23 protein-coding genes and 2 tRNA genes are annotated in these 26,188 nt (G+C 41.4%); 21 read left to right on the forward strand and 4 right to left on the reverse strand.

All coding sequences use genetic code 11. The features are described 5' to 3' along the window. The first annotated feature begins 8 nt into the window (after nt 1–8). The 12 genes from PWQ49_RS06225 (at nt 9) to PWQ49_RS06280 (ending at nt 13,073) form a co-directional block, all read left to right on the forward strand. Nucleotides 9–1,934: a type II secretion system F family protein gene (locus PWQ49_RS06225; protein WP_300609070.1), complete on the forward strand. Its 1,926-nt coding sequence runs from the start codon at nt 9–11 to the stop codon at nt 1,932–1,934. A gap of 79 nt (nt 1,935–2,013) precedes the next feature. Further along, the gene (locus PWQ49_RS06230) at nt 2,014–2,895 is read left to right on the forward strand and encodes a hypothetical protein (protein WP_300609071.1); all 882 of its coding nucleotides are present in this window, start codon (nt 2,014–2,016) and stop codon (nt 2,893–2,895) included. Between the two features lie 68 nt (nt 2,896–2,963). Beyond that, a complete protein-coding gene (gene amrS, locus PWQ49_RS06235) occupies nt 2,964–4,004 on the forward strand; it encodes an AmmeMemoRadiSam system radical SAM enzyme (protein ID WP_300609149.1) in 1,041 nt (346 codons plus the stop codon). Nucleotides 4,005–4,098: 94 nt separating this feature from the next. Continuing rightward, nucleotides 4,099–4,171 (forward strand) — tRNA-Asn (locus PWQ49_RS06240). A gap of 22 nt (nt 4,172–4,193) precedes the next feature. Next, nucleotides 4,194–4,268, forward strand: a tRNA-Ile gene (locus tag PWQ49_RS06245). A 427-nt stretch (nt 4,269–4,695) separates the two neighbouring features. Next, the gene (locus PWQ49_RS06250; protein WP_300609073.1) at nt 4,696–5,031 is read left to right on the forward strand and encodes a hypothetical protein; all 336 of its coding nucleotides are present in this window, start codon (nt 4,696–4,698) and stop codon (nt 5,029–5,031) included. A gap of 383 nt (nt 5,032–5,414) precedes the next feature. After that, nucleotides 5,415–6,335 (forward strand): right-handed parallel beta-helix repeat-containing protein, encoded by a 921-nt coding sequence (locus PWQ49_RS06255; RefSeq protein ID WP_300609075.1) that lies wholly within the window; start codon nt 5,415–5,417, stop codon nt 6,333–6,335. A gap of 27 nt (nt 6,336–6,362) precedes the next feature. Then, entirely contained in the window at nt 6,363–7,673 is a 1,311-nt protein-coding gene (locus PWQ49_RS06260) for an APC family permease (RefSeq protein WP_300609077.1), read from the forward strand. Further along, nucleotides 7,670–8,971 (forward strand): APC family permease, encoded by a 1,302-nt coding sequence (locus PWQ49_RS06265; protein ID WP_300609079.1) that lies wholly within the window; start codon nt 7,670–7,672, stop codon nt 8,969–8,971. Before PWQ49_RS06260 ends, PWQ49_RS06265 begins: the two co-directional genes overlap by 4 nt. Nucleotides 8,972–9,142: 171 nt before the next feature. Further along, entirely contained in the window at nt 9,143–11,590 is a 2,448-nt protein-coding gene (locus tag PWQ49_RS06270) for a plasma-membrane proton-efflux P-type ATPase (RefSeq protein ID WP_300609081.1), read from the forward strand. A 286-nt stretch (nt 11,591–11,876) separates the two neighbouring features. Continuing rightward, nucleotides 11,877–12,383, forward strand: coding sequence for a thioredoxin fold domain-containing protein (locus PWQ49_RS06275; RefSeq protein WP_300609083.1), 507 nt, complete (start codon nt 11,877–11,879; stop codon nt 12,381–12,383). A 69-nt stretch (nt 12,384–12,452) separates the two neighbouring features. Next, nucleotides 12,453–13,073 carry an SRPBCC domain-containing protein gene (locus PWQ49_RS06280; protein ID WP_300609085.1) on the forward strand — a complete coding sequence of 207 codons (621 nt, stop codon included), beginning with the start codon at nt 12,453–12,455 and terminating at the stop codon, nt 13,071–13,073. A gap of 188 nt (nt 13,074–13,261) precedes the next feature. On the opposite strand, the gene PWQ49_RS06285 is transcribed toward PWQ49_RS06280, so the two are convergent. After that, nucleotides 13,262–14,788, reverse strand: a complete 1,527-nt coding sequence (locus tag PWQ49_RS06285) for a S8 family serine peptidase (protein ID WP_300609087.1) — start codon at nt 14,786–14,788, stop codon at nt 13,262–13,264. 235 nt (nt 14,789–15,023) lie between these two features. Here PWQ49_RS06285 and PWQ49_RS06290 point away from each other — a divergent pair, with 235 nt between their 5' ends. The 4 genes from PWQ49_RS06290 (at nt 15,024) to PWQ49_RS08345 (ending at nt 17,433) form a co-directional block, all read left to right on the forward strand. Next, nucleotides 15,024–15,422 (forward strand): DUF2209 domain-containing protein, encoded by a 399-nt coding sequence (locus PWQ49_RS06290; protein ID WP_300609089.1) that lies wholly within the window; start codon nt 15,024–15,026, stop codon nt 15,420–15,422. Between the two features lie 29 nt (nt 15,423–15,451). Beyond that, on the forward strand, nt 15,452–16,708 hold the full coding sequence (gene hflX / locus PWQ49_RS06295; protein ID WP_300609091.1) for a GTPase HflX: 1,257 nt from the start codon (nt 15,452–15,454) through the stop codon (nt 16,706–16,708). Nucleotides 16,709–16,776: 68 nt separating this feature from the next. After that, a complete protein-coding gene (locus PWQ49_RS08340) occupies nt 16,777–17,073 on the forward strand; it encodes a PHP domain-containing protein (RefSeq protein WP_363321823.1) in 297 nt (98 codons plus the stop codon). Nucleotides 17,074–17,082: 9 nt separating this feature from the next. Continuing rightward, the gene (locus tag PWQ49_RS08345) at nt 17,083–17,433 is read left to right on the forward strand and encodes a PHP domain-containing protein (protein WP_363321824.1); all 351 of its coding nucleotides are present in this window, start codon (nt 17,083–17,085) and stop codon (nt 17,431–17,433) included. 3 nt (nt 17,434–17,436) lie between these two features. Here the strand turns inward: PWQ49_RS08345 and PWQ49_RS06305 are convergent, their stop codons facing one another. Together PWQ49_RS06305 and alaXM are read right to left on the reverse strand one after the other, a co-directional pair. Beyond that, nucleotides 17,437–18,450: an AI-2E family transporter gene (locus tag PWQ49_RS06305; RefSeq protein ID WP_300609093.1), complete on the reverse strand. Its 1,014-nt coding sequence runs from the start codon at nt 18,448–18,450 to the stop codon at nt 17,437–17,439. A gap of 12 nt (nt 18,451–18,462) precedes the next feature. After that, entirely contained in the window at nt 18,463–19,185 is a 723-nt protein-coding gene (gene alaXM, locus PWQ49_RS06310; RefSeq protein ID WP_300609095.1) for an alanyl-tRNA editing protein AlaXM, read from the reverse strand. Between the two features lie 97 nt (nt 19,186–19,282). Here alaXM and dph5 point away from each other — a divergent pair, with 97 nt between their 5' ends. From dph5 to PWQ49_RS06335, 5 genes are read left to right on the forward strand one after another with little or no spacing between them, the layout of a single operon-like run. Further along, a complete protein-coding gene (gene dph5, locus PWQ49_RS06315) occupies nt 19,283–20,080 on the forward strand; it encodes a diphthine synthase (RefSeq protein WP_300609097.1) in 798 nt (265 codons plus the stop codon). 43 nt (nt 20,081–20,123) lie between these two features. Next, complete coding sequence (locus tag PWQ49_RS06320) at nt 20,124–21,770, forward strand: ATP-binding protein (protein WP_300609098.1); 1,647 nt, start codon at nt 20,124–20,126, stop codon at nt 21,768–21,770. Between the two features lie 32 nt (nt 21,771–21,802). Then, nucleotides 21,803–22,084 carry a DUF357 domain-containing protein gene (locus PWQ49_RS06325; RefSeq protein ID WP_300609100.1) on the forward strand — a complete coding sequence of 94 codons (282 nt, stop codon included), beginning with the start codon at nt 21,803–21,805 and terminating at the stop codon, nt 22,082–22,084. Nucleotides 22,085–22,119: 35 nt separating this feature from the next. Next, on the forward strand, nt 22,120–22,461 hold the full coding sequence (locus PWQ49_RS06330) for a DUF555 domain-containing protein (RefSeq protein WP_209683156.1): 342 nt from the start codon (nt 22,120–22,122) through the stop codon (nt 22,459–22,461). A 12-nt stretch (nt 22,462–22,473) separates the two neighbouring features. Continuing rightward, nucleotides 22,474–23,364, forward strand: a complete 891-nt coding sequence (locus PWQ49_RS06335; protein ID WP_300609104.1) for a carbohydrate kinase family protein — start codon at nt 22,474–22,476, stop codon at nt 23,362–23,364. Nucleotides 23,365–23,372: 8 nt separating this feature from the next. Here the strand turns inward: PWQ49_RS06335 and ppdK are convergent, their stop codons facing one another. Then, a complete protein-coding gene (gene ppdK, locus PWQ49_RS06340; RefSeq protein ID WP_300609106.1) occupies nt 23,373–26,030 on the reverse strand; it encodes a pyruvate, phosphate dikinase in 2,658 nt (885 codons plus the stop codon). Between the last annotated feature and the right edge of the window lie 158 nt (nt 26,031–26,188).

The following is a 26,188-nucleotide window of genomic DNA, read 5'->3' on the forward strand; positions in this document are numbered from 1 at the left end:
GTGCATGAATGAATTTTCTGAAGAACATTGCTTACAAGTTGTTTGGAACATACATACTAAACCACAGGCGTGGCTATGATTCCTTAGAAGTTCTCCTTAGGAGCGCCAGAATTCCTGTTCCGGTTGCAGAATATGTTGCAGTAGCTTATTTTCTGTCCATTGTTGTCGGTTTGATTTTATGTTTTTTTGGCTCGATAGTATCGAATTTGATTGTATCCTGGAATCCAAATATTCCTGAGAACCTGCATTTCTGGATATCTATGGTTATTTCCATCATATTCCTTTTTGGTGGGATTAAGGCAACATATTTCTTGATTATACGATATCCTAGAATTGTATCAAGTACAAGAAGCGCCCATCTGGATATGTCCCTCAACCATTCCGTCTCTTATCTTTATGCTTTAAGTCGTGGAGGTGGGATGAATCTCATGGAAATGATACGCTCATTGAGCAAACAGCAGCATATATACGGTGTTTCAGCGGAGGAATTTGGTTACATAATCCGTGATGTCGAGTATTTCGGGATGGATTTGATTAATGCCCTGAAAAATGCGAGCCTTGTTTCTCCTTCTGAGAAATTTAAGATTTTTATTGATGGACTGATATCAATTATTTCAAGTGGTGGAGACCTTACTGCATATCTAAAAAATAAGTCTTACGAGTACAGGTCAATCGCTGCGCGTGAACAGAAGTTATTTTTAGAAACATTAGGCATCCTCGCAGAAGTTTATATTACCGTATTTGTTGTAGGGCCTGTATCCCTTATGACAATTCTTGTAGTATTGGGATTTCTGGGATCAAACTCAATATCCGTACTCTATATACTTGTTTATCTACTGATTCCAATTGGAACTGTTCTCTTCATAGTTTTTCTTTCCACAATTTCAGACGAATTAAAATCTCCCAAGCTGTACGTTTTATCAGAGGTGCTTGATGAGTTTGATGATGTCACCGTTGCCCCTGCAAAATCAACAGATAAGAAAATACTGAAGAAAATAAGATTCCATCATCGTATTTCCAGAATCAAAAACAGGATTTTAAATCCCCTTGATTTGTTAAAAACCAATCCACATTATTCATTTTACATTACAATTCCTGTAGCCTTATTATATTTCCTGTATTCGGCATGGGGTTTTTGGGACATGCTTTTTCAGTTGGATTTCAGAACTTTCCAACCTGAGAACATGAATCTTGAAGTTGCTTCAATGATCGACGATCACATTATTTTTTCTTTTTTCATAATTGCAATTCCGTTTATTGTATTTTATGAGATGCACGCTCACTGGTTACGAAAGGTTGAAGATGAACTGCCCGATTTCCTCAAACGTCTGGCTAGTATCAATGAAGCAGGTATTTTGCTCATAGATGCAATTGTTCTGGTTTCAAAATCGAAAATAGGCGTTTTACATTCAGAAGTCAAAAGAATGGTGGAGTATATCTCATGGGGATCGAACCTTGTTGAAGTACTCAGGAAATTCGAATACAGAGTGCGCACAGATCTTAACAGTAGGATAATTACTCTCATCATAAAAGCCAGTGAATCTACAAGTGATGTCATAAGTGTATTGAACATTGCCTCTTCGGAAGCAGATATGGATAATCAGCTTAAGAAAGAGCGCGCTTCTGAGATGCTTGTTTATGTTTTCGTTGTTTACGTATCTTTTTTTGTATTCCTTTTCATTGTGTATGTGCTGGCAGCAATTTTTCTCCCTGCTTTACCTGCCGGTACGGAAGAAGTCGGATCAGGAATGCCTCTTAATTTTGGTTTCAATATGGAGGCTTTCAGTTTACTCTTTTTCCATGCAACCCTTATCCAAGGTTTCTGTTCGGGATTGGTTGCAGGAAAAATGGGTTCAGGCTCCATATCATCCGGCTTAAAGCATTCTGCATTTATGGTTTTGGTATCATATATTGTATTTACCCAGTTCCTCTAAGAATAATCAGTAACTTAAACAAATATCAAGATGGCACATAAAAGTAAATTTAACACAAACTTATCAAGGAATAAATAGCATGTCAGGGCAATTTTTTCGAGTTTCAGATTCAGGTATTTCTACAGTTCTTTCTGCAGTCCTTTTGCTGGGGTTGTTTGTTTCAGTAGTGACTGTTTTCAATGTTCATTATGTTCCTGAATGGAAAGCGGATGCCGAAAGAGCTCATATGGATGAGGTTTATGATGATATGTCCCGGCTAAAAACAGGTGGGGATTTAATAGCTCTTTCCACATCAGTTGATCCGGATACAATTACTTCCCTGAGTGTTCCAATAACAATGGGTGGAGGTTATATTCCGATAGTTGGTGCAAGTAAGTCAAGTGGAAGTCTTTCCATAAACGATAATATTTGCAGCATGCAAATTGTTGCCAGCAATAGCACAAGTGGCAATACTTATAATTTCAATATGGATAACAGAGGTTCTATCATCTATAGTTCAAACAATAACTATTATGTTGATCAGGTTTTAATTTATGAGAATGGTGCCTTGCTGCTTTCCCAGAATAACCGTTCAATCATGAAACTCTCTCCCTCTATTTACATAAGACATCTCTGCGGGAACAACTACAGCGTAAATGTGAATTCGATATCGCTCAGAGGTGATACCAGATCAGTTAGCAGCAGCGGTACTCAGGATGTAAGGCTTGATTCACAGAGTTCTGTCTGGCTATTCAGAAATAATGAAAGCCTGACGGATGTGACTATTTCAGTTAATTCAAACTATCCATCTTCATGGGCTGAATATTTCAATACTTCCGCATTTTCGGCAGGTCTGACCTATTCAACAGATTTCACAGTGGTTGAAGGTGATGATTATGCGAGGATCAGTATTTCCCCTGCAGGTCATTTGGAACTTTATCTTAAGGAAAGTACGATTGAAATATCAACCGGTATTTTCTAAAATATTGTTTTTTACATTTCAGGTATATTTTTAAGGTATCTATGATTTATTATTATGGGGACACTGAAATGCTTAAAGAGGCAATGTTCTATGAGAAACTTGATGATTTGAAAGTCCGCTGTAATCTTTGCAACCACAGATGTAAGATTGCAGAAGGGAAGACCGGTATTTGTAGGGTGCGACAGAACCGTGAAGGTGTGTTATACAGTTTGATATACAATACGGTTTCAAGTGAAGCGATAGACCCGATTGAGAAGAAACCGCTGTTTCATTTTTATCCAGGCACCCTTGCATATTCTCTTGGAACAATCGGATGTAACTTCAGATGCAAACATTGTCAGAACTGGAGCATTTCACAGGTGAGCCTTGATGAGGCAATGTCTGTGGAAATTACACCTGAGCAGGCGATTGAGAGGGCTATTGCAACCGGTTGCAGGAGCATTGCCTGGACGTATAACGAACCTACAATCTGGTATGAATATACATATGATTCTGCGAAACTTGCAAAAGAAGCCGGGTTGGCCACGGTTTACGTAACCAATGGTTATATTACTCCCGAAGCTCTGCGCCACATTGCTCCTTATCTTGATGCTTTCAGGGTGGATATCAAGGCATTCACCGAAGAATTTTATCATGAAGTTGCAAGCGCCAAATTGCATCCGGTTCTTGATTCTGCTAAACTGGCGCGTGAATTAGGTATGCATGTGGAAGTTGTTAACCTTGTAATTCCTACACTCAATGATTCACGAGGGGAACTCGAAATGTTGAGCAAATGGGTCTATGAAAAACTTGGGGAGAATACGCCTATTCATTTTACTCGCTTTCATCCATATTACAAGTTGCAAAACCTTCCTTCAACACCGGTGGAAACACTGGAGATGGCGCATGAGATTGCCACTGAAGTGGGCTTGAAATTTGTGTATATAGGAAACGTCTTCGGTCACATCTACGAGAATACGTTCTGTCCGAATTGTAAAAGTTTGCTCATCAAAAGGGGCGGTTTTGATGTGGAAGAAAATCACATTACATCTGACAAGAAGTGTGAATACTGCGGGGAACCTATTCCTATATTCGGGAACTCAGGATCTCCTTCTTCCCGGGTTCCTTAAATCTTTTAAATGGATGGCTGGAACCGCTTTCCAATCAAAAAGTTTAAGTTTGATTAGTACATTAAGGAAGTCCGCGACATGACTCGCACGCAATGCCGCCATAACTCAGTTGGTAGAGTGTCTGGCTGTTAACCAGAATGTCACAGGTTCGAGCCCTGTTGGCGGCGCTCTTCCTTTTGATATCAGTGAGGGCCTATAGCTTAGTCTGGTTAGAGCGCCCGGCTCATAACCGGGCGATCACCGGTTCAAATCCGGTTAGGCCCATGAGATAATTTTTGATAGTTTTGGGTTTGGGTTATTTTTGGAGTTGTTCGATTTTTAATCTTCACACATAAATCGGGTTTATAGCTCCTCTTAAAAACGCCACGATTATAAAAAATAGTGCAAATATTTTAAAAAAATTTCTGTGTACGAATCCAAAGTTCAGGCTTTTTAGAAACTCTATCTTCAAAAAAATCATCCTTGTCCCTTTAAAAAGTTATCTAAAGGATAGTAAAGCAATTTTACTCAAAATAAAGCATTAAAGGATTTATTTTACCTGTTATTGCACATAAAAAGCTTCATGAAATAAAGTATGTTTATATTTCCCTCAGGAATATGGAAATTGCAGGTTCAGGCTGGATTACCACCACAAAAACAAGAAGCCAGAGCCTTGCGATAGCCAAATAGGAATATAAAAAGAGGTTAAATAATGAAAATAAAAACATTTAGTTTGATTGCTGTGGCATTCATGCTGGTAAGTCTTCTGGCAGTATCTGCTATGGCTGCAGGCCAAGAAAGAGGGGCAGGTATGACTTCTTTCATCGACGCAGATGGCGACGGCATATGTGATAACTTCGCAGATGCAAACGGTGACCGCGCATATAACAACTTCATAGACGAAGATGGTGATGGCGTATGTGATAACTTCGTAGACGAAGATGGTGATGGTATCAATGACAATTCCCTTAGGCTTGGACATGGGTCTGGGGATGGGGACGGATACCAGAAGCAGTACCGAAATGGAGACAGGTCGTGTATTCAGTAATGACACGATGAAATAAATGAGACGAAAAACCGTATTGTACAATTAAAAGCAGGGTTCAGCCAATAATGCTGGCCCCTTCTATATTCAATTTTGATTTCTCAGAAGACTCAACAATAAAAATATCATATGGTTAAACTCAAGAGAAATTCCAACTAATTGTTGATTTCCTCCCTTATTGAGGAATTCGGCTCTGTAGAAATCCTTTTCTCTGAACTCACTAAACTGTTATTTATCTTATAATTCCCAACCTCTCATTCATAACTCAACATTTTTCACATTCATCTGGTCGATTGGTAAAACCTATATTGAATACGAATAGATTACAATATTGATTCCAAACAAGATGTTTTTGCTATGTCTTTGTTTCAGATGGGGTGATATTGGTGGATTCTAAATCAAGGGAAACAATCTGTATTTTAGTTATCCTTTTTTTCTTGTTGACCACTACTTCTACAGTTTTTGCATCCACACTTAAAGTGGATGAAAATGGGGACGAAAAGTACTCAACAATACAGGAAGCTGTAAACAATGCCAGCAGAGGAGATACAATTCTCGTATCTCCCGGAACTTACGTTGAGAACATCTATATTGATAAGAAACTGGCAATAAAAGCTAATTCCGAGTATCCATCCGATGTTATCATTCAAGCTGCCAGAATGGAAGAACATGTCTTACACATAAAAGCAGATGGGGTGACAATCAGTGGATTTACTGTAAAGGATGCCGGAGGTCCTGAAAAAACAGGAATTTACCTTGATAGTGTCAAAAATTGTAATATTAGCAACAATGTTCTATCGGATAATCAAAATGGTATAGGGGTGTCATCTTCAACAGGAAATATTCTGATTGGCAATAATATTAATTCAAGTCGCTGGGTTGGTATTTATCTTGAGCGTTCAAATGATAATTTGCTGGATAACAATTCCATTGTCTTGAATGACCGGGATGGTATAGACTTTGAAGCTTCCAATAATAATTTGCTGAAAAATAATACTATAAATTTGAATAAGCAGAATGGTATTTCTTTGATTTCTTCTAATAGTAACAGAATTAGCAATAATACAATAAATTCAAACGACCAGTTAGGAATATTGCTGGAAGAGTCTTCAAACAATACCCTGAATGACAATTCCATATTGAATAACAGCAAGGGGATCAATATAGAAGGTTATGCGGATAATCACGTTTATGACAATTACATTGTTGATAAGGAAGCACCAGAGATTCCTTTTATAAATTACGAATCGACGTTATTTATACTTGGAATTGTATTTGTTTCACTCAGAATCAGACGAAAAATATGAGGCGAAATTTATTGTGTGGATTATTTGATGGATAAAAACAAGTCAATGGGGCTATGGTCGGCCACTTCCATCGGTGTTGGCGCGATGGTTGGGGCAGGGATATTTTCGATATTTGGAACTGCAACTCAGATATCGGGGAATGCGGTTTACATATCATTTGTGATTGCGGGTTTCATTGCCCTGTTAAGTACATATTCCTATGCAAAACTGGGTGTTACGTATCCTTCTGCAGGTGGTCCTGTCGAGTTTCTTGTAAGGGGTTTTGGGGATGGAGTATTAACTGGTGGATTGAATATCCTCCTCTGGACCGGTTACATATTTGGACTTGCTCTTTATGCAAAGGGTTTTTCCCTTTATGCAATGACATTTATGCCGGCTGGTTCGGCGGCAATTTGGCCAAATATATTTGCCACAGCAATAATTGTCATCTTCACAGCCATCAATTTTATAGGTTCAAAAGCTGTGGGCAGGTCGGAAATCTTTATTGTTTCAATAAAAGTAAGCATTCTCATGCTTTTTGCTGTTGCAGGCATGTTTTTTATTAATCCGGTTAATATTTCCACATCACATTTCCCAAACACACCGCATATACTTTTTGGAGCAGGAATTGTATTTCTTGCCTATCAGGGTTTTGGATTGATAACCAATGCTGCAGAAGATATGGATGATCCCGAAAAAACACTTCCTAAAGCTCTGTACCTGAGTGTATTAATTGTCATATGCATTTATGTTCTTGTAAGTCTGGCAGTAATCGGAAACCTTTCGATTTCTGAAATCGGCAACTACAAGGACTATGCTCTGGCAGCAGCAGCACAACCGTTCCTTGGTAGTATAGGATTTAAGATCATGGCAATAGCTGCCCTATTCTCAACTTCTTCAGCAATAAACGCGTCTCTTTACGGCGGTGCAAATGTCAGTTATCTTATTGCCAAGGACGGTGAATTGCCTGAATTTTTTGAAAGGAAAGTCTGGAAAAAAGGAACTGAAGGCTTATTTATCACGTCAGGTTTGGTCATCCTGTGTACAAACTTCCTCAATTTAGAAGGAATTGGTATGCTGGCAAGTGCTTCCTTGTTGGTAATATATGTAGCCGTTAATGCAGCTCACTTGCGTTTGTCCGGGGAAACAGGTGCAAAAACTTATTTGATATGGACATCCCTTTTCAGCAGTCTTATCTTCTTTGGGATTCTTACATATTATGAATTCACAAACTCAACAAAAACCTTAGTGCTATTTGCTGCTGTTCTGATATTCTGTTTTATTGTAGAGTGGGTTTATAGGAAATACTCCAGAAGATCATTAAAGACCAGAACGCTGACAGATGAGGGTATTTTATGAATGAGACATCTTCCAGGAAATCTATAGGATATTGGTCAGCAGTTTCCATAGGCATTGGCGGCATGGTTGGTGGAGGTATCTTTGCAGTTCTCGGTCTTGCCGTTGAACTTGGGCAGGGAGAAACACCGATAGCATTTATGTTTGCCGGCATAGTCGCATTGATAACATCATATTCCTATGCAAAATTGTCTGTCAGGTATCCTTCAGAAGGAGGAACAGTTGAATTCCTGAACCAGGCGTTTGGTTCAGGCCTGGTTACAGGAGGGCTGAATGTTCTCTTATGGTTAAGTTATGTTGTGATGTTATCCCTTTATGCCTATGCTTTCGGAAGCTATGGATCTACATTTTTTCCTGAATCCCATCAGGCAATTTTAAGGCATGTATTCACCAGCATTATTATAGTCTTATTAACTGTGGTAAATATCGTTGGTGCAAAGGTAGTTGGAAAATCCGAAGAATGGATTGTAGGTTTTAAGGTTGCTATTTTATTGACATTCATAGGAGTAGGTATCTGGAGCGTTAAAATCCAGCAGTTCCAGCCAACAGTTGTTTCTAATCCATTGCAATTGATATCGGCGGGAATGATTATTTTTCTGGCTTATGAGGGGTTTGAACTGATAGCAAACACGGCAAATGATGTGAAAAATCCGGAAAAAACACTTCCACGAGCTTATTATTCAGCAGTCATCTTTGTCATTTTACTTTATGTATTAATTGCTCTTGTTACTGTTGGAAATGTATCAATAGATACCATAGTCCAGTCCAAGGATTATGCTCTTGCTGTAGCTGCAAAACCCTTTTTAGGTAATTTTGGCTTCAATCTCATTGCGGTTGCAGCTCTCTTATCAACAGCTTCCGCAATTAATGCAACTTTATACGGTGCTTCACGGGTGAGTTACATAATCGCCAAGGACGGAGAATTGCCTGAAATACTAGAAGAAAAAATATGGAATCGACCAATTGAGGGTTTACTGATTACCTCGGCTTTCACACTCTTTGTAGCAAATATATTTGATCTGTCCAGTATTTCAATAATGGGAAGTGCCGGATTTCTAATACTCTTTGGAGCCGTAAACGCTTCGAATGCCCGCCTGCATCAGAAAACCGGAAGTCAAAGGTGGATTTCAATATTAGGTACGATTGTCTGCTCGACTGCTCTTTTTGCATTGATCTGGTACACAGTGAACAATTCACCTAAAGATCTTTTCATTCTGGCTTTTATGCTTTGTTCAGCTTTTGGTGTAGAATTTGTTTACAGAAAATTTACAGGCAGAAGCATAACGAAGATTCATAATTAATTTACCTTTCCTTGAATTCAACTTTTCATATGTCTGTTGTCACAATTTAGACCTGTCTCTGGTAAACATGTTAAGAGCCTTTCCGGAACCGGGTTTCAGGATTTCTATTGTCTTCTTGAGCTATTTATTTGTACAATAAACCTGCTTTGTATATTGGGGAGTGGAAGTCCGATGGGGCAGAATATTCTTGATATTAATAAAAGTAAAGAAACTTCTGTAACAGAATTGTTAGAAACACTATCTTCCAGTGAAAACGGTCTTTCTGCCTCCGAAGCGCAAAGAAGGCTTGAAGAATATGGTTATAACGAGATACTGGAAGAAAAAACAAGCCCCTTGAGAAAATTCCTTGGTTATTTTTGGGGTCCGATTCCCTGGATGATTGAAGCTGCCGTAATTCTATCTGCGATTATACAGCGTTGGGAGGATTTCCTAATAATTTCTGTTCTTTTGCTTTTGAATGCTGTGGTGGGATTCTGGCAGGAAAATAAAGCTGACAATGCTATCGAATTATTAAAAAAGAGAATGGCACTCAAGGCGAGAGTATTGAGGGATAATAAATGGGTTGAAGTGAATGCTCGTGATCTTGTCCCCGGGGATGTTGTCCGGATACGCCTGGGAGAGGTTGTCCCTGCTGATGTCAAGCTCATGGAAGGAGGTTATCTGATGGTGGATGAGTCTGCGTTGACAGGTGAATCCCTTCCGGTGGAAAAACATTCTTCAGATATCGCCTATTCCGGCTCGATAATACAAAAAGGGGAAATGAATGCATTGGTTGTTGCCACAGGCATGAACAGCTATCTTGGCAAAACCACAAAACTTGTTGCAGGAGTCGAGAAAAAGAGCCATTTCCAGAAAGCCATAGTCAAGATCGGAGATTACCTTATAGTCCTTGCTGTCCTGCTGGTTACCCTGATATTTGTGGTGGCTTTATTCCGTCATACCGATCTTCTGGAGACGCTTCAATTTGCCCTTGTTCTTACCGTTGCTGCAATACCGGCTGCACTGCCTGCCGTGCTCTCGGTGTCTATGGCAGTAGGTGCCATAGATCTTGCCAGAAAAGGAGCAATTGTCAGTAAACTGGTATCCATAGAGGAAATGGCTGGAATGGACATACTCTGTTCTGATAAAACCGGTACCATAACCCGGAATAAGTTGACACTTGCTGATGCAGTGCCGATGAAAGGTTCTGATGAAAAAGATGTGATTTTGTATGCTGCATTAGCATCCCGTGAGGAAGATCAGGATCCCATTGATATTGCCGTGATGGCCGGGGTCAGGGAATCAGAAGATATTTTGAAATCCATGCAAAATTACAGGATAACCGAATTCAAACCCTTTGATCCAGTTATAAAACGTGCAGAAGCGACAATAAAGGATTCGGAAGGAAAACAGTTTAAAGTGGCAAAAGGAGCACCGCAGGTAATCCTTGAGATGGTTAAAAATAAAGAGAATATAGCTAAAGAGGTTGAAGATTCTGTAAATGCATTTGCAGAGAAGGGATATCGTGCACTTGGGGTTGCCAGGAGTGATGTTGAAGATGAATGGAGTTTACTTGGACTTATAGCCCTTTACGACCCACCTTATGAAGATTCTGCAGAGACAATTAAGAGTGCAAAGGCAATGAATGTGGATATCAAGATGGTCACGGGAGATCACGTTGCTATTGCCAGAGAGATATCCAGACAGGTGGATCTCGGAACAAACATTGCTCCCGCTTCTTCTTTTGTTGACGTTCCGGATAGCAGCTCTTATGATGTCGTGGAAACAGCTGATGGGTTTGCTCAGGTATTTCCAGAGCACAAATATTGTATTGTTAAACTGCTTCAGAACAAGGGACATATTGTGGGCATGACCGGGGATGGTGTCAACGACGCTCCTGCCCTGAAGAAGGCGGACGCAGGTATTGCAGTTGCCGGTGCCACAGATGCTGCAAAATCCGCTGCGGATATAGTGTTCACGACACCGGGGCTTTCAACCATAATTGATGCAATCAAGGAAAGCCGTATAATCTTCCAGAGGATGAAAAGTTATTCCACCTATCGTATTGCTGAAACCATTCGCATACTGTTTTTCATAACTCTCTCTATCATCGTATTTCAGTTCTATCCGGTTACTGCATTAATGATAGTTTTGCTGGCACTTCTAAATGATGCACCAATCATGACCATTGCTTACGATAATGTCAAATATTCCAATATGCCGGAAAAATGGGATATGAGAACTTTATTGAGTATGGCTACTATGCTTGGGATTATTGGAGTTATCACATCTTTTGGAATTCTTTACATAGGCTTGCATACTTTTCATCTTACGCATGAAATTCTCCAGTCATTTATATATCTGAAGCTTTCCGTAGCAGGCCATTTAACAATACTTGTGGCAAGAACACATGGTCCCTTTTGGTCAGTAAAACCGGCAAGGCCATTATTTATAGCAATCATAGTCACACAACTAATAGCCACTTTGATAACCGTCTATGGAATTTTGCTTCCTGCGATGGGTTGGAATCTGGCACTTTTCGTCTGGGGATACGCATTGATAGCTTTTGTCGTAACAGATTTCATAAAAGTTCGTGCCTACAAGTTATTTGATCATACGGGGATAATATTCAACAGATAAAAATAAGGGGCTGGTATCAGATCTTTTGACCTGCTCTAGCAGCATGAAGATCCGGCCTACTTCGCGCTGACTTCTCAAAGCATTACGGATTTCGACTGGCTGGCCATCTTTGCTTCCATGACATACAGCCACGGTGGACCACCGTTGCAGCAGGTTTCCAGTACCTCGTAAAATTCCCTCACGAATATGGATTACATATCTAAAATCGTTGTATTTATAACAAACATAAAGTCTGTAGCAGTTGTTTCAAATAAGGTGAATGATATCTTTTACAGGGGTTTAAGTTATGGAAAATCAGAATAAACGCGCCTTTCTCCTGTTATTCGGAATTCCGTTAGCAATTCTGGTATTGATTCTTTTGGCTCAATCTTCAGGATTGATTCAAACCGATTTTTTAGCGTCCGAAGATGAAAACACGGTTGAAGGCGATACCGTACAGCTCGGTAAAATTGATTTCTACATATCTATGGATACTGTTCTTATGGCTGCAGAGGAGAGCGGGAAGCCTGTTTATGTGTATGTTGATTCTGACTACTGTAGCTGGTGTAAGAAGTTTGAGGCCGAATCATTCCATGACGAACGTGTTGTTGAAATGCTAAACAGTGATTTTGAGCGGCTTTCAGTTAACAATGCCAGAAATCCATCGGTTGCCAGCGGGCTGAACATTCGCGGCACACCTACAGGCGTCTTTCTCAGAGCTGACGGCAGCGAGATTGCAGGGATGAGGGTAGTCGGATATGTAGACACTGATGCCTTTCTGAGCAGATTGGATGATGTGGCCAATAGTGAATGAAACCAACAAAACCGGATCTTTTATGTCTGGGAAGAAAAAGTGATTTCAAAACCCCCCCAAATCTTGAATATGAAAGAAAATCCAGATCTGGAATCCCTTTCAGGGATTTCTAATGAGGCAATCATTAAAGCCACCGAACACGATTGGCCTGAGTGGATGGATTATCTGGAAAACAAGAAAGCTTCTGATTTGTCTCATAAGGAAATAGTGGTTTTGCTTCATGAAGACGGAGGGTTGGAGAATGCCTGGTGGGGGCAAACTATTACCAATACCTATGAAAAGTACATTGGTAGAAGGAAAACCGGGGAAATGGAAACAGGTTTTCAGATTGGAGTCCAGAAATCTTTCCCGATTCCACTGGAAGATGCATGGGAATTGATTACCTCTGCAGATGGCATGCAAATCTGGCTTGGTGATGCTGTCGAACTGAAAGAAAAATCCGGCTATGAAACCAGGGATGGAATCACCGGTGAAATTCGCGTAATTAAACCGGAATCCCATATCAGAATGACATGGAAACTTCAGGATTGGGACAAGGAATCAACTTTACAAATCCGTGTAACTCCCCGGGCAAATGGCACGGCGATTAATTTCCATCAGGAAGGCCTGAAAAAAGAAAGCATGAGAGAAGAAATGCGCTACTTCTGGAAAGATAAACTCAAATTATTAATCGAATTTGCAAGTCAATGATTGGAATTTTGATAACTGTTTATGGAATTTTACTTCCTGCTATGGGTTGGCGTCTAGCAATTTTTTGGGGATATTCATTGATAGCCTTTGTAGGAACAGATTTTAGAAAAGTTTGAGCCATTCACCAGATGACCAAAAGAAAAAAAATTAAAAAATGATGGTGCCGAGGGTGGCACCAACTAGTTTGTTTAATAATTTATACTATCGCCATTTTCAACATTCGCAGTGGCGTTGTATGTCCAGCCTGCAAGCACAACATCAGTTACTGTGAATGTGTATTCCCCACCGCTTGCAGGATTCTTGATACTGTTGGATTTTAAGGTAACTGCACCGTCAGTTCCGGTTATGCCAGTATCGCTGTCGGAAGTCATACCACTCCAGACTCCGTATACCTCGGCGTCCTGCAGGGGATTTTCGTCCCCATCAACAACCGTCACAGTAGCTGTAGCCCAGATAAAGGTATTTGGTCCCCCTGTCTTTGTGCCTATAGCCATTGATATGTCCTTTATGTACATGTCACTTCCCGGTGGTTCAGGTTCAGGTTCAGGCTCAGGCTCAGGCTCAGTTGTCCCAACGTCAACGGCTGCAGCAGCACTGACAAGCCCGTAACCATAGAAATTGTCCTTTCCGGCATCTCCCAGATCAGTGGCAGTATCATGCAGTCTTTCCCTTACTTCAGCCGGATCCCAATAACCGTTCCCGTTGGTATCATAGTTTGCAGGTACAGGCGTGTTCAGCAACAATGCCACAGTGCCCGTCACATGAGGTGTGGCCATACTGGTTCCACTCCATGTATTGCCACTGTATCCTCCGTATAATGTGGTGGAATTAATTCTTACTCCGGGGGCTGCAAGTTCGACCTGTGAGCCAACGTTTGAGAATGATGCTATGTTATCATTCTCGTCGGTGGCTGACACTGCAATCACAGAAGTATATGCGGCAGGATAGCTTACGCGTCCTCCATAATCATTCCCGGCGGCAGCAACCAAAACCACACCGTCTTTATAAGCGTTGTCACATGCTTTCCTGAGCCAGACAGAATTAAGACTGCCTCCCAGGCTCATGGATGCAATATCCATATCATTGTCAGCTGCCCATTGCACAGCAGATATTATGTCGCTGTAGGAACCGGATCCGGTAGAATCCAACACTTTCAGTGCATATATATCAACATCAGGAGCTGTTCCAATAACACCAATCTCGTTGTCCATTGCTGCCACAGTACCGGCCACGTGGGTCCCGTGTCCTGCGTCATCCATTGGGTCCGTATCATCGTTAACGTAGTCGTAGCCACCTTTGTAGTTAGCCACGAGATCATTGTGGGTATAATCAACACCGGTGTCAATTATTGCAACCTTGATTCCATCTCCCGAATATGTTGAATGAACCTGTGTTGCTCCTACTCTCTCAATGCCCCACGGAGTAGTCTGCCCCATGACATGGACTTCTGCATCATACTCTATAATCTCGATATTGGGATTATTTGAGAGCCCACGCAGCGCTTTTACAGGAACTTCAGCCGCGATTGCGGGAATTATGGTGTATTCTTGTTTAATTTCCCCACCGAATGCCTTAACCAAGGTTGCATCCGGTTTGTCCTTGAATCCGATAATAACCGGAACCTTTTCATTATCTGGTTGGGCCGCAACATTCGGCATGATCGCCAGAGACAATAGTATTAGCATACTGACAAGTATTGGTATTGCACTTTTCATTATATCTACCACCTTTTATAATTACTAATATATGTGGTATTTATTAATAGCTTACGCTATTCCTCTATGAAACGATATGCTGCAATGGAAATTAGTGAAGATGGCGGCCTTGGGGGAAACATGCCAGCCACAACAACACAGGCTGAAACATTTTTTGAATTTTTCAGAATCATGAAAAGCAAATAATTTATCAATATTGCATTCCTTTCCGAATACAATTTCCGGAGAGTAAAACTTGCTTGATACAATAATTGCCGTAGATATATCGGGCCGCCATTATGAAAATGACAGATATTTTATGGTTAGTGCGGCTGTGGCTTTATCATATTCAGAAGGCAACATCAGGGGAATAGAAGGAATTCATGTCATTCCGTTTTCCAGTACGAAACCACCTGAGATTACCGATGTTGTACATATGATAGAAGAATCAGTTGAAGGAATCGGGATAAAAGGTACTGTTGTAGCAGAAAGAGGGGACATGTTCAACCAGCCGGAGGATATGGTAAAACAAATGTTCAGGGTTGATTTCAAATATCCTGAATCCATGGCTGAAAAGCTGGGAATTGAATTTGCACACCACGTATCACTAAGCAGTCGAAATCTCCTGATGAAACAGGAAGTACGTGAGAGCTAATATCCGATATTCAAAAACGCGGTTTTTCCATGAATGATGTAATTCTTGTCCAGCGTACGGTTCCCGGAAGTAAGGAAAGGGACAACATCCGAAAACTTGCAGAGTTGAAAGAACTTGCATTTGCAGCTGGTTACAATGTGCTTGATTCTATTGTGCAGCAACATCATCCGGATCGGAGGTATCATGTGGGAAAAGGAAAAGCCGAAGAAATTGCTGGACACGTAGCTGAACTATATCCTTCAAAAGTGATTTTCCTGAATCCTCTCACAATTACACAGATCTACAATCTTTCTGAACTCTGCCAGTGCGAGGTTATTGACAAATTCCAGCTGATTCTGGAAATATTTGCTACAAGGGCAACTACCAGCCGCTCCAAATTACAGGTTGAACTTGCAAAACTTGAGTACGAACTCCCGAGGGCACGCAAACTTGTATCGCTGTTAAAACAAGAAGAACGCCCCGGATTTATGGGAATGGGCGGTTACGAGGATTCATATGAGCAGGATCTCAAGAAAAGGATTAGCAGGATCAGGAAAGAACTCAAAAATACTATTCGAAGCAGTGCCACACGTCGGGAAAGCAGGCATGAACAGGGTTTTTCCCTGATCTCCCTTGCAGGCTATACGAATGCGGGAAAAAGCACTCTTTTCAACACATTAGTTTCCGAAAATGTAGAAAGCATGGATATGCTTTTTACAACCCTCTCACCGACCACGCGTTCTATTAATATTAATGGAAGAAGGGCAATGCTTACTGATACGGTCGGTTTTATCGAGGATCTGCCTCACTTCCTCGTTGATGCTTTTCGCTCAACACTTGAAGATGTTTTTCTCTCAGATATCATCCTGCTTGTTGTTGATGCGAGTGATCCGATTGATGTAATGAGAAAAAAGCTTGCTGTTTCCCACGATATTTTCTGGAAACAACTTGAGAATGCGGTTATAATTACTGTATTTAATAAGGTTGATCTTGTCTCTCCGGCAGATCTGGAGGCAAAAATCAATGCTCTTAGATACCTCTGCCCGAATCCTGTGATTGTTTCCGCAAAAGAGAGTATTGCCTTGGACAAGCTAAAAGAAACAATATACTCCAATCTCCCGGAATGGAAAAGATTCACGATATCATTACCTAATTCAGATAAAGGTATGTCAGTTCTTTCATGGCTGATGGAGCAGGGTATTGTACATTCCACGGATTACGGTGATACAATCACGCTGGATGTAGAAGCATCGGATTCGGTTGTGGAAAAAGCGAAAAAGTTTGTCCAGAATCTTTTAGAAGATTAATGCAATCCTATCAGGTTTGCTTATTCGGCACAAAAACTTATAACACACAAAAACTGATTATCTTCCTGATGCTATTCGATTTGCATGTTCATTCCTGCTTTTCAAAAGACAGTGATTCGGATCTGGATTCCATCCTGAAGTGGGCAAAAATAAATGGGCTTGACGGGCTTGCAATTTGTGATCATGATTCGGTAGAGGGGGGAGTGGCTTGTTCCAAACGCGCTGAAGAATTGGATTGTGATATTCTTGTAATTCCGGGAATTGAAGTTAGCTCTGCCGAAGGGCATGTACTGATCATTGGAGTGAATAAAGCAATTCCACCTGGATTGAGTGTCCCTGAAACAATAATATGTGCCCGGGAGTAGGGAGGAATTGTGATAATTCCACATCCTTTCAAACGTACTTCCCATGGCATTGGATATGTTGAAGGGCTGGACATTGATGCGGTCGAAGTTTTTAATTCACGCTGTCTTACTTCATATGCCAACAAGCGTGCAAAAATGGTTGCCGATAGGTTAGGCATACCGCAGGTGGGGGGAAGTGATGCACATGAGCCTGGTATGGTGGGGCGTTCCTATACTGAAATCGATGCATCTGAAAAAACAGTTGAAGCAGTGCTTTCGGCAATCAAAAACGGGAATGTCAAAGCAGGTGGCCAACGTACGCCACCACAGTATTTTATAAAGCAGATGTTCAGGGGCTTAAAAAAGAAAGTTCAGGCTTGAAAATCACGTTTGCAAAAATTCCTCGTTGAAGATTTTAAGCATCAGTATAAATGACGCCAGGAGCATTGGACCAACAACTATTCCTACAAGGCCAAAGAGAGAAATTCCTATGAAAATCCCGAGAAGGGATACAAAGGGATGAATGGATCCGACTTTTTTCTGGATGATTGGTCGCAGGAAGTTATCGACATTGCTTATAATTATTCCGGCTATCAGGATTATCACAGCAGCATAGTAATCGGCTTCGATCAGTTTAAATACAATTGCCGGAACCCAAATGATGGGTGCTCCAATTACTGGGATAATTGATAGGATGGCTGTGATAAAGCCCCAAAGAAGCGCTCCATGTATCTCAACAAGATAAAATGTGATTGCAAGAAGGGAACCCTGTATGGCTGCAATCATGAGGGTTGAAATGACTGTTGAATGAATGATGTTCTTCATTTCATCCAACAGAACATAGGTATTCCGGGTGCTAAAGGGTGTGATATCAAATACGATTTTTCTGAGTTTTGTGTCATCGGTTGTCAACAGGTAATACAAAAGGAAAATCAAGATTGTAAGTCCGGCTATTTGTACTCCGATGTTCTGGATTGCATCAATTATCAGTTCACTTAAAAAAGTACCCGCGGTTGAGACAATGTCCGCAGTCTTTTCTTCGAGATTGAAAATGGCAATGAGCTCATTAATTTGTTCATAATTCATATTTATCTGATCAATTTGTGAGACTACATTTGCCAGAACCTGTCCTATTTGCCCGGCTATAAGCACAAAGAGGTAGTATATTGGAATTATTATCAACAACATAACAAGTGCGATCACACCAATCGCAGCAACAGCCGGATTAATTCGTTTTTTTCTCAGGATTTTCTTGTACAGAGGATCAACAATTGCATAAATTATCAGGGCGGCCAGGAAAAAATCAACAAAAGGAAATAGTGCATATGTGATTGCACAGGCAAGTATAACTGTGAAAAGGATGGCAAGTGCAATTTTGGCGGCTATTTTATTATCCATGGATATCAAGTTTTAATCCTTTTTATTTTCTACGAGAAATCTGAAATAAATTCTCCTGTTATTCTTACCTTTGTTTTCAACTTTGAATATTTCTATGTGGGGAATTTCAGCGGTGTTTTTGACGTGTGTGCCACCACATGCCTGAGTATCGATATCTCCAATGTTTATAATCCTGATTTCCTGTACATCAGGAGGAAAAGCATCTTTTAGTTTGACCATGGATGGTATGTCAAAAGCTTCATCCCTTGGAAGGAACTCTATATTGACATCGATATTCCTGTCAATGATTTCATTAACTTTTTCTTGGTAGGAGCTGATTTGTTCCCTGTCAAACTTCTCAAGGTTAAAATCAACCCTTGTTTTTTCTTCTCCGATCTGGTTTCCCGATATTTTTGCGCCGGTTTCGTTATGGATTATTGCACTGAGGATATGACATGCAGTGTGGTATTTCATAAAGAGGTAGCGTCTGTCCCAGTCTATAATTCCCTTAACATGGTCGCCGGGTTTCAGATTACATTCTGCTACTTCATGGCTGATTTTACCACTAAACTTTCCTGTAAAAACCACCTTGCATTCCTTACCGTTATGAATAAGTTTTCCGGTATCATGGGGCTGTCCGCCGGACTGAGGATAAAAGGCTGTTCGGTCAAGGATCACATACTTGTCGTCAGTTACACTTTCCACGGTAGCTTCAAAATCTTTCAGGTAACAGTCTTTAAGATAAATAGCATTCATTAGATGGATTTTAAACTCTTTAATACATAAAATGTTTGTAGAGCAACTTCACCTTTGTCAAAACATTTAATATAAATCTCCCTGCTTATATGTTCCTATGCTCTATTTTGTGGGTCTGGGTCTTTTTGACGAAAAGGATATCTCTCTGAAAGGTCTGGAAGTGATAAAGCAGGCGGATGAGGTTTATGTTGAATTCTACACGTCCCGCCTTATGGGCTCTGATCAGGAGAAAATGGAAGCTCTCTATGGCAGGGAACTGAATGTTCTCAGCAGGGAAGAGGTGGAGCAGGATCCTTGGTGGCTGGAAAGGGCAAAGGAAAAAGATGTTGTTTTCCTGACAGGAGGGGACACCATGGTTTCCACCACTCATGTAGATCTGCGGCTTCGTGCACAAAGACTGGGAATACAGACGCAGCTTATTCATGGCTCTTCAATTGTGAGTGCAGTTTGCGGTCTTTCAGGACTCCAGAACTACAGGTTTGGCAAGGCTGCCACTGTTCCCCATCCATACACAAGTAGTCGAGGTAATACTATAATCTCGGAATCCCCATATAATGCTATAGTCCAGAACATTGAGCAGGATCTGCATACCCTTGTTTTCCTTGATATCGACAAGGATAAGGGGTACATGACGGTTCCCGAGGCTGTAAATCTGCTTCTTACGGTTGACAATCGCAGGGATTGTGTGCTTGCGGATCGCATTGGTGTGGGAATTGCCCGAGCTGGGTCGCCTGTACCGGTTGTAAAAGCTGATTTTCTTCCTAGGCTCAAGGATTATGATTTTGGAGAACCTCTTCAGATTCTTGTAATTCCGGGTTCATTGCATTTTCTTGAATCCGAAGCACTTGTGGAGTTTGCGGATGCACCTGATGAAGTGCTGGAAATTGACGATTAACCCGCCCTTAACAGAAAATCATTTATAGCTACAGATAGACGAAATGATGTTACTTGTGAGTGAGTTGTATATGAGGGGATCTGTAGGACTGATAATTGGTGAGACTGGGACTCTTGATTTTAAGTTCCTGGTATCTGACAGTACAGCGGTAATGCGAGGCCACTACGTAAAGGTGTGGCATGAAACTGATTCTTCGTGGGTACTTGCGCAGGTGATGTCAATAACCCGCTCAAGTGACAGCTTTTCGGTTGAGGAAGCCAAAAAAGGAAAACGTAACAACAGAGATGATGATCACATTGTGGCTGAGGCTAATGTCATCGGAAGCAGGGGAAGTGATGGATTGCTTCGATCCCCAAAGACTCCGTTCAGCCCAGGGGACCCCATCTATGTTGCAGACAACGAGCTGATTCGCAATGTTCTTGGTTTAGTAGGTGGTAACATGTATGTGGGACTGCTTGACGGGACCGATATCCCAGTGCATCTTGATGCTAATAACCTCGTTCAAAAACATTGTAGCATCCTCGCAAAAACAGGAAGTGGTAAATCCTATACTGCAGCGGTTTTGCTGGAAGAACTTCTGGAACATAATGTCCCTCTTCTTATCATTGATCCCCACAGTGAATATGGTAGCCTGAAAGAAGCTGCTTCAGGTAATGGTAAGGATTCGGCAAAATACAAAGTAACTCCCAAAGGCTATGGTTCAAAGGTAAAAGTTTACACTCCAGCTAATAAATTCATTAATCCCAATGCTGATGAGCTTTTCCGTCTCAACGGTGTCAACCTGAAACCCAAGGAACTCATTGATCTTTTCCCTGACAACTACACAACGACTCATACCGGTATTTTATATGAGTCAATTCATAAACTCCGTGCGGAAGTGGACACATATTTCCTGGAAGACATAATTAGGGAAGTCTCGAATAACGAAAGTAAGGCACGATGGAACGTAATTAATCTGCTTGAAGATGTAAACCAGATGGAATTGCTCTCTCCTAATCCCACTCCTGTGGAAGAACTCATGCAGGAAGGCAAGGCCAGTATCATTGATCTAAAAGGCATCCCCCCTGATATTCAGAGTATGGTTGTTGCAAAACTCTGTGAGAACCTATTTGAAGCCCGTAAGATGGGTCATATTCCGCCGGGTATGCTTGTGGTTGAGGAAGCTCATAATTTTGCTCCAGAAAGAGGTTTCAGCAAGAGTGCAAGCTCGGAAATACTGAGGACCATTGCATCTGAAGGCAGGAAGTTTGGTCTTGGAATGATGATAATTTCCCAGCGTCCCGCAAGGGTTGACAAAAATGTTCTTTCTCAATGCGGTACCCAGATCATAATGAAAGTAACCAATCCGAATGATCTTAAATCCATAAGCAAAGGTCTTGAAGGTGCCAATTCCTATGTTGAGGATGAACTTATTCGTCTGCCCCCTGGTGTTGCTATGCTGGTGAGTAATGATATTGAACGACCAGTTCTTGTAGACGTGAGGGTGCGTCGATCTAAGCATGGCGGTGAATCGGTTAATGTACTGAAAGCTTCTTCGGGAAAACGCAAGTCTACTACCAAGAAAGTTGCAGTGGCTCCGGCTCAATCTTCTGCTACTTCGCCTCCACCTAAACGCGAACCTACAAGAAAGCCTAAATCTGGTAGAGAAGAGAAAGGTCTATTCAAAAAACTATTTGGTTCTGAAAAGTGAGGAAATGTATTTTATAGTAAGGATGTGACAAAGTGGCTGCAGAACTTGCTGAAAAAGTCGAGCGTTATGAACGCCTGCTACGGCAGGCCCTTGAAAAGGCTGTTATTTCTCCGATTGAGGGCTCCCATATGAAATGTGTAGGGGAGGATTTCAGAGAAATGGCCGAATCATATTATAAGGATGGTATGTATTTCATAGAATCAGATGATCTGGTAAATGCCCTTGTTTGTTTCAGCTATGGTCATGCATGGCTGGATGCAGGAGCAAAACTGGGTGTATTTGATGTTGACGATGACGTATTGTTTACTATATAAATGAGACATGGAAGAAATTGTGAGGAGATAAGTTTATGCCAAACTATCATGTGACCCTTGAAGCTGCCTGGTTGGTAAGGGATGTAAAGAGTGCCGATGATGCTATCGGTGTTGCGATCGCAGAAGCCGGAAAACGTCTGAATCCAAAACTTGACTTTGTTGAAGTTGATGTAGGAACTACCTTCTGTCCTGCATGTAATGAACCAATAAGCAGTGTATTCATGGCTGCAAATACTGCAATTGTTGGTTTGGTTCTCCAGATGAAGGTTTTTGATGCGGAAACCGAGGAACATGCATCACGAATAGCAAAGTCTGTTATTGGGAGGGCATTAAGAGATGTGCCCCTGAGCGTTATCGAAGTGGAGGATTTCGAGTAACGGTGGTCTTTAATGACTGAAACGATTTCCGTGGTGGGGCATGCTGCTCTCGATTATCTTTTTGAGGTTGAGAGGATTGCTTCACCAAATGAATCATATCCAATTATAAAGTACGATACTTTTTTTGGTGGAGGAGCTGCCAATATTGCTGCGGCAATTGCAACTCTTGGAGGGGATGTTTCCCTGATCTCGGCTATAGGTGATGATTTTGAGCGTACAGGTTTCAAGTCACATCTGGAAAACCTTGGTGTGGATTTGTCGCTTCTGTACCGGATTGAAAATGAAAAATGTACTCGTGCATTTGTATATACGGATAGGCAGCACAACCAGTCATCATACTTCTACTGGGGGGCATCCGCAAAGCTTCCTGAATTAGAACCTCCTGAAGTTGATTTTGTCCATCTTGCAACAGCTGAGGCAAATTTTAATGCTCGCATGTCAAAAAAAGCCGGATTTGTATGTTTTGATCCGGGACAGGATCTGGTTACATATTCAAAAGAAAATCTGGTTACAATACTTGATAATACAGACATTCTTTTTGCAAATAGGCATGAAATTAGAAGGGTTTGCAGCATGACACACAGGTCATTTGACGATCTCAAAAATAGTATTGAGACAATTATCGTGACATGTGATACCGGAGGCAGTCGCATCTATTATAGAGATTCACAGTTTCATATTCCTGCTGTAAAAGTTGAAGCGGTTGATCCTACAGGAGCCGGGGATGGTTACAGGGCCGGTTTCCTTGTAGCTTTCAAAAAAGGTTATCCTGTAGAAACATGTGGGAAGATTGGCGCAGTTGTAGCATCTTTTGTTGTGGAGCGTACCGGTTGCCAGACTAACCTTCCAACATGGGAAGTTATGCAAAAAAGATATGAAGAGAAATTTGGGCAGTTGCCCTGATTCTCTCTTTACTTGTTTTCACTTTCAATTACTGCATGTGCTGCTGCAATCCTTGCGATTGGTACCCTGAACGGGGAGCAGCTAACATAGTTAAGACCGATTTCATGGCCAAACTTGACTGATTTAGGATCTCCACCATGCTCACCACAAATTCCTATCTTGAGGTTTTTACGTGTGGATCTTCCCTTTTCAATTCCAATTTTAACAAGCTGACCAACGCCATCCTGATCGAGTACTGCAAATGGATCATCTTCCAGTATACCTTTCTCAACGTACAATGGCAGGAATTTTCCGGCATCGTCGCGACTGAATCCGAATGTGGTCTGGGTAAGATCATTTGTACCAAATGAGAAGAATTCTGCTTCTTTTGCAATCTGATCTGCTGTGATGGCAGCACGTGGTAACTCAATCATGGTTCCTACCAGATAGTCAATTTCAGCACCACATTCTTTCATAGTGGCTTCTGCCGTAGTTTTAACGTTCTGTTTGATCAGTTCAAGTTCCCTTACGTGGCTGACCAGTGGAATCATAATTTCAGGAACTATTTTCAACCCTTCTCTGGTAAGTTCGCAGGCAGCTTCTATGATTGCGCGAACCTGCATTTCATAGACTTCAGGGTAGGTAATTCCAAGTCTGCATCCGCGGTGTCCAAGCATTGGGTTTATTTCCTTGAGCACTTCTACTCTGTCAAGTACTCTTTGGACTTCATCAATTTCTTTTTTATCGGCGCCTTTCATCTCGAGCTCGCGGATTTTTTCGATTAGCTCTTCTTGATTAGGGAGGAATTCGTGTAGTGGTGGATCAAGCAGCCTGATGGTTACAGGGAAGCCGTCCATTGCCCTGAAAATGCCGATGAAATCCTCTTTCTGCATTGGCAGTAACTTTTCAAGAGCCTGCTTCCTGCTTTTGACATCTTCCGCCATAATCATTTCGCGGACAGCCGGGATTCTTTCTTCTCCAAAGAACATGTGTTCGGTACGGCATAATCCTATTCCTTGTGCACCGAAATCTCTTGCAACCGTTGCATCGTGTGGCGTATCTGCATTGGCACGGACTTTAAGGCTGCGAATTTCATCAGCCCATGTGAGAATAGTATAAAGTTCGCCTGTAAGTTTTGGGGGTATTAGGTCAACTTTTCCGAGGATTACATTCCCGGTGGAGCCATCGATGCTGATATAATCGCCTTCCTTGACGATTACTTTGCCAGTTGTAAATTCTCTTTTTTCCATATCAATGGAAATCGCCCCACAACCTGTAACACAGGGTTTGCCCATACCTCGAGCAACTACCGCAGCGTGGGAGGTCATTCCTCCTCTTACGGTAAGAATACCTTCTGATGCATCCATTCCACCGATATCTTCAGGGGAGGTTTCAGTCCGGACAAGGATTGTTTTGATACCTTCTTTGGCTTTATCTTCCGCATCTTCTGCTGTGAAAACAACTCTTCCGACTGCAGCTCCTGGTGAAGCAGGAAGGCCTGTGGCTATTACGTCATAAGTAGCATCAGGATCAAACATTGGGTGAAGAAGCATGTCAATTTGGGCAGGTTCAATTCTTGATACAGCTGTCTTCTTATCAATTAATCCTTCTTTTTCCATATCCACTGCAATCTTGATGGCTGCAGCAGCAGTGCGTTTGCCAGTACGGGTCTGGAGTATGTAGAGCTTACCCTCCTGAATTGTGAACTCAATATCCTGCATATCACGGAAGTGATTCTCCAGCTTTTTGTAAATCTTTTCAAGTTGTTCATAAACTTTCGGCATATTCTTTTTAAGATTCTCGATGGGCTGTGGCGTACGAATACCTGCAACTACATCTTCTCCCTGAGCGTTGGTAAGGTATTCACCAAAGAAGCGTTTTTCACCAGTTGCCGGATCACGGGTAAAGGCAACTCCTGTGCCACAGTCATCTCCCATATTACCGAATACCATACTCTGGACATTAACGGCTGTCCCCCACTCATCGGGTATTCCATTGAGTTTCCTATATTTAATAGCTCTCTGGTTATTCCATGAGTTGAAAACAGCATCAATTGCCATCTGGAGTTGCTTTCTTGGATCCTGTGGGAAGTCTTCGCCAGTGTGCTCTTTAATTACTTCTTTAAATTTATTCACCAAGTCTTTTAGTGAGGCAACATCAAGTTCCGTATCTTGCTCAACACCAAGTTCGTGCTTCTTTTCTTCAAGAATCGACTCAAATTTGGCATATTTTATGCCAAGCACAACATCTCCAAACATCGTGAGGAAACGTCTGTAGCTATCATAAGCAAAACGTTCATTATTGGATTTCTTGGCAATTCCCTTGACGGTTTTATCATTAAGACCCAGATTCAGAACAGTATCCATCATACCGGGCATTGATACACGGGCTCCCGATCTGACAGAAAGAAGCAGGGGGTTATCTGGGTCCCCAAATTTTTTCTTATTTGCCTCTTCTAGTTTCAAAAGGGCTTCATCGATCTGTTCCAGAAGACCATCAGGATATTTATGATCCCTGAGATAAAGAACACAAACTTCTGTAGTAATTGTAAATCCGGCCGGAACCGGAATGCCTAGGTTTGCCATTTCTGCAAGGTTGGCGCCTTTGCCACCAAGCAGGTCCTTCATGCTGTTGTTGCCTTCAGTATAGCCGTTTCCGAAAAGGTACACGAACTTTTTATTTGCCACTAACTTTCCTCCCAGCGGAATATCTAGTCTGTTAGTTGGTGTCACAATAGTTGATTTTATATTAAGGTTTATCGGAAATCTAACACTTTTATTATGCTTTTGCAAATAAATCCTGTTTCTTATTGGTCATAATATTTCAAAATCCAGATAGTTTTATA

Source organism: Methanohalophilus sp., from assembly GCF_030156785.1.
In the GTDB taxonomy this organism is placed as follows: domain Archaea; phylum Halobacteriota; class Methanosarcinia; order Methanosarcinales; family Methanosarcinaceae; genus Methanohalophilus.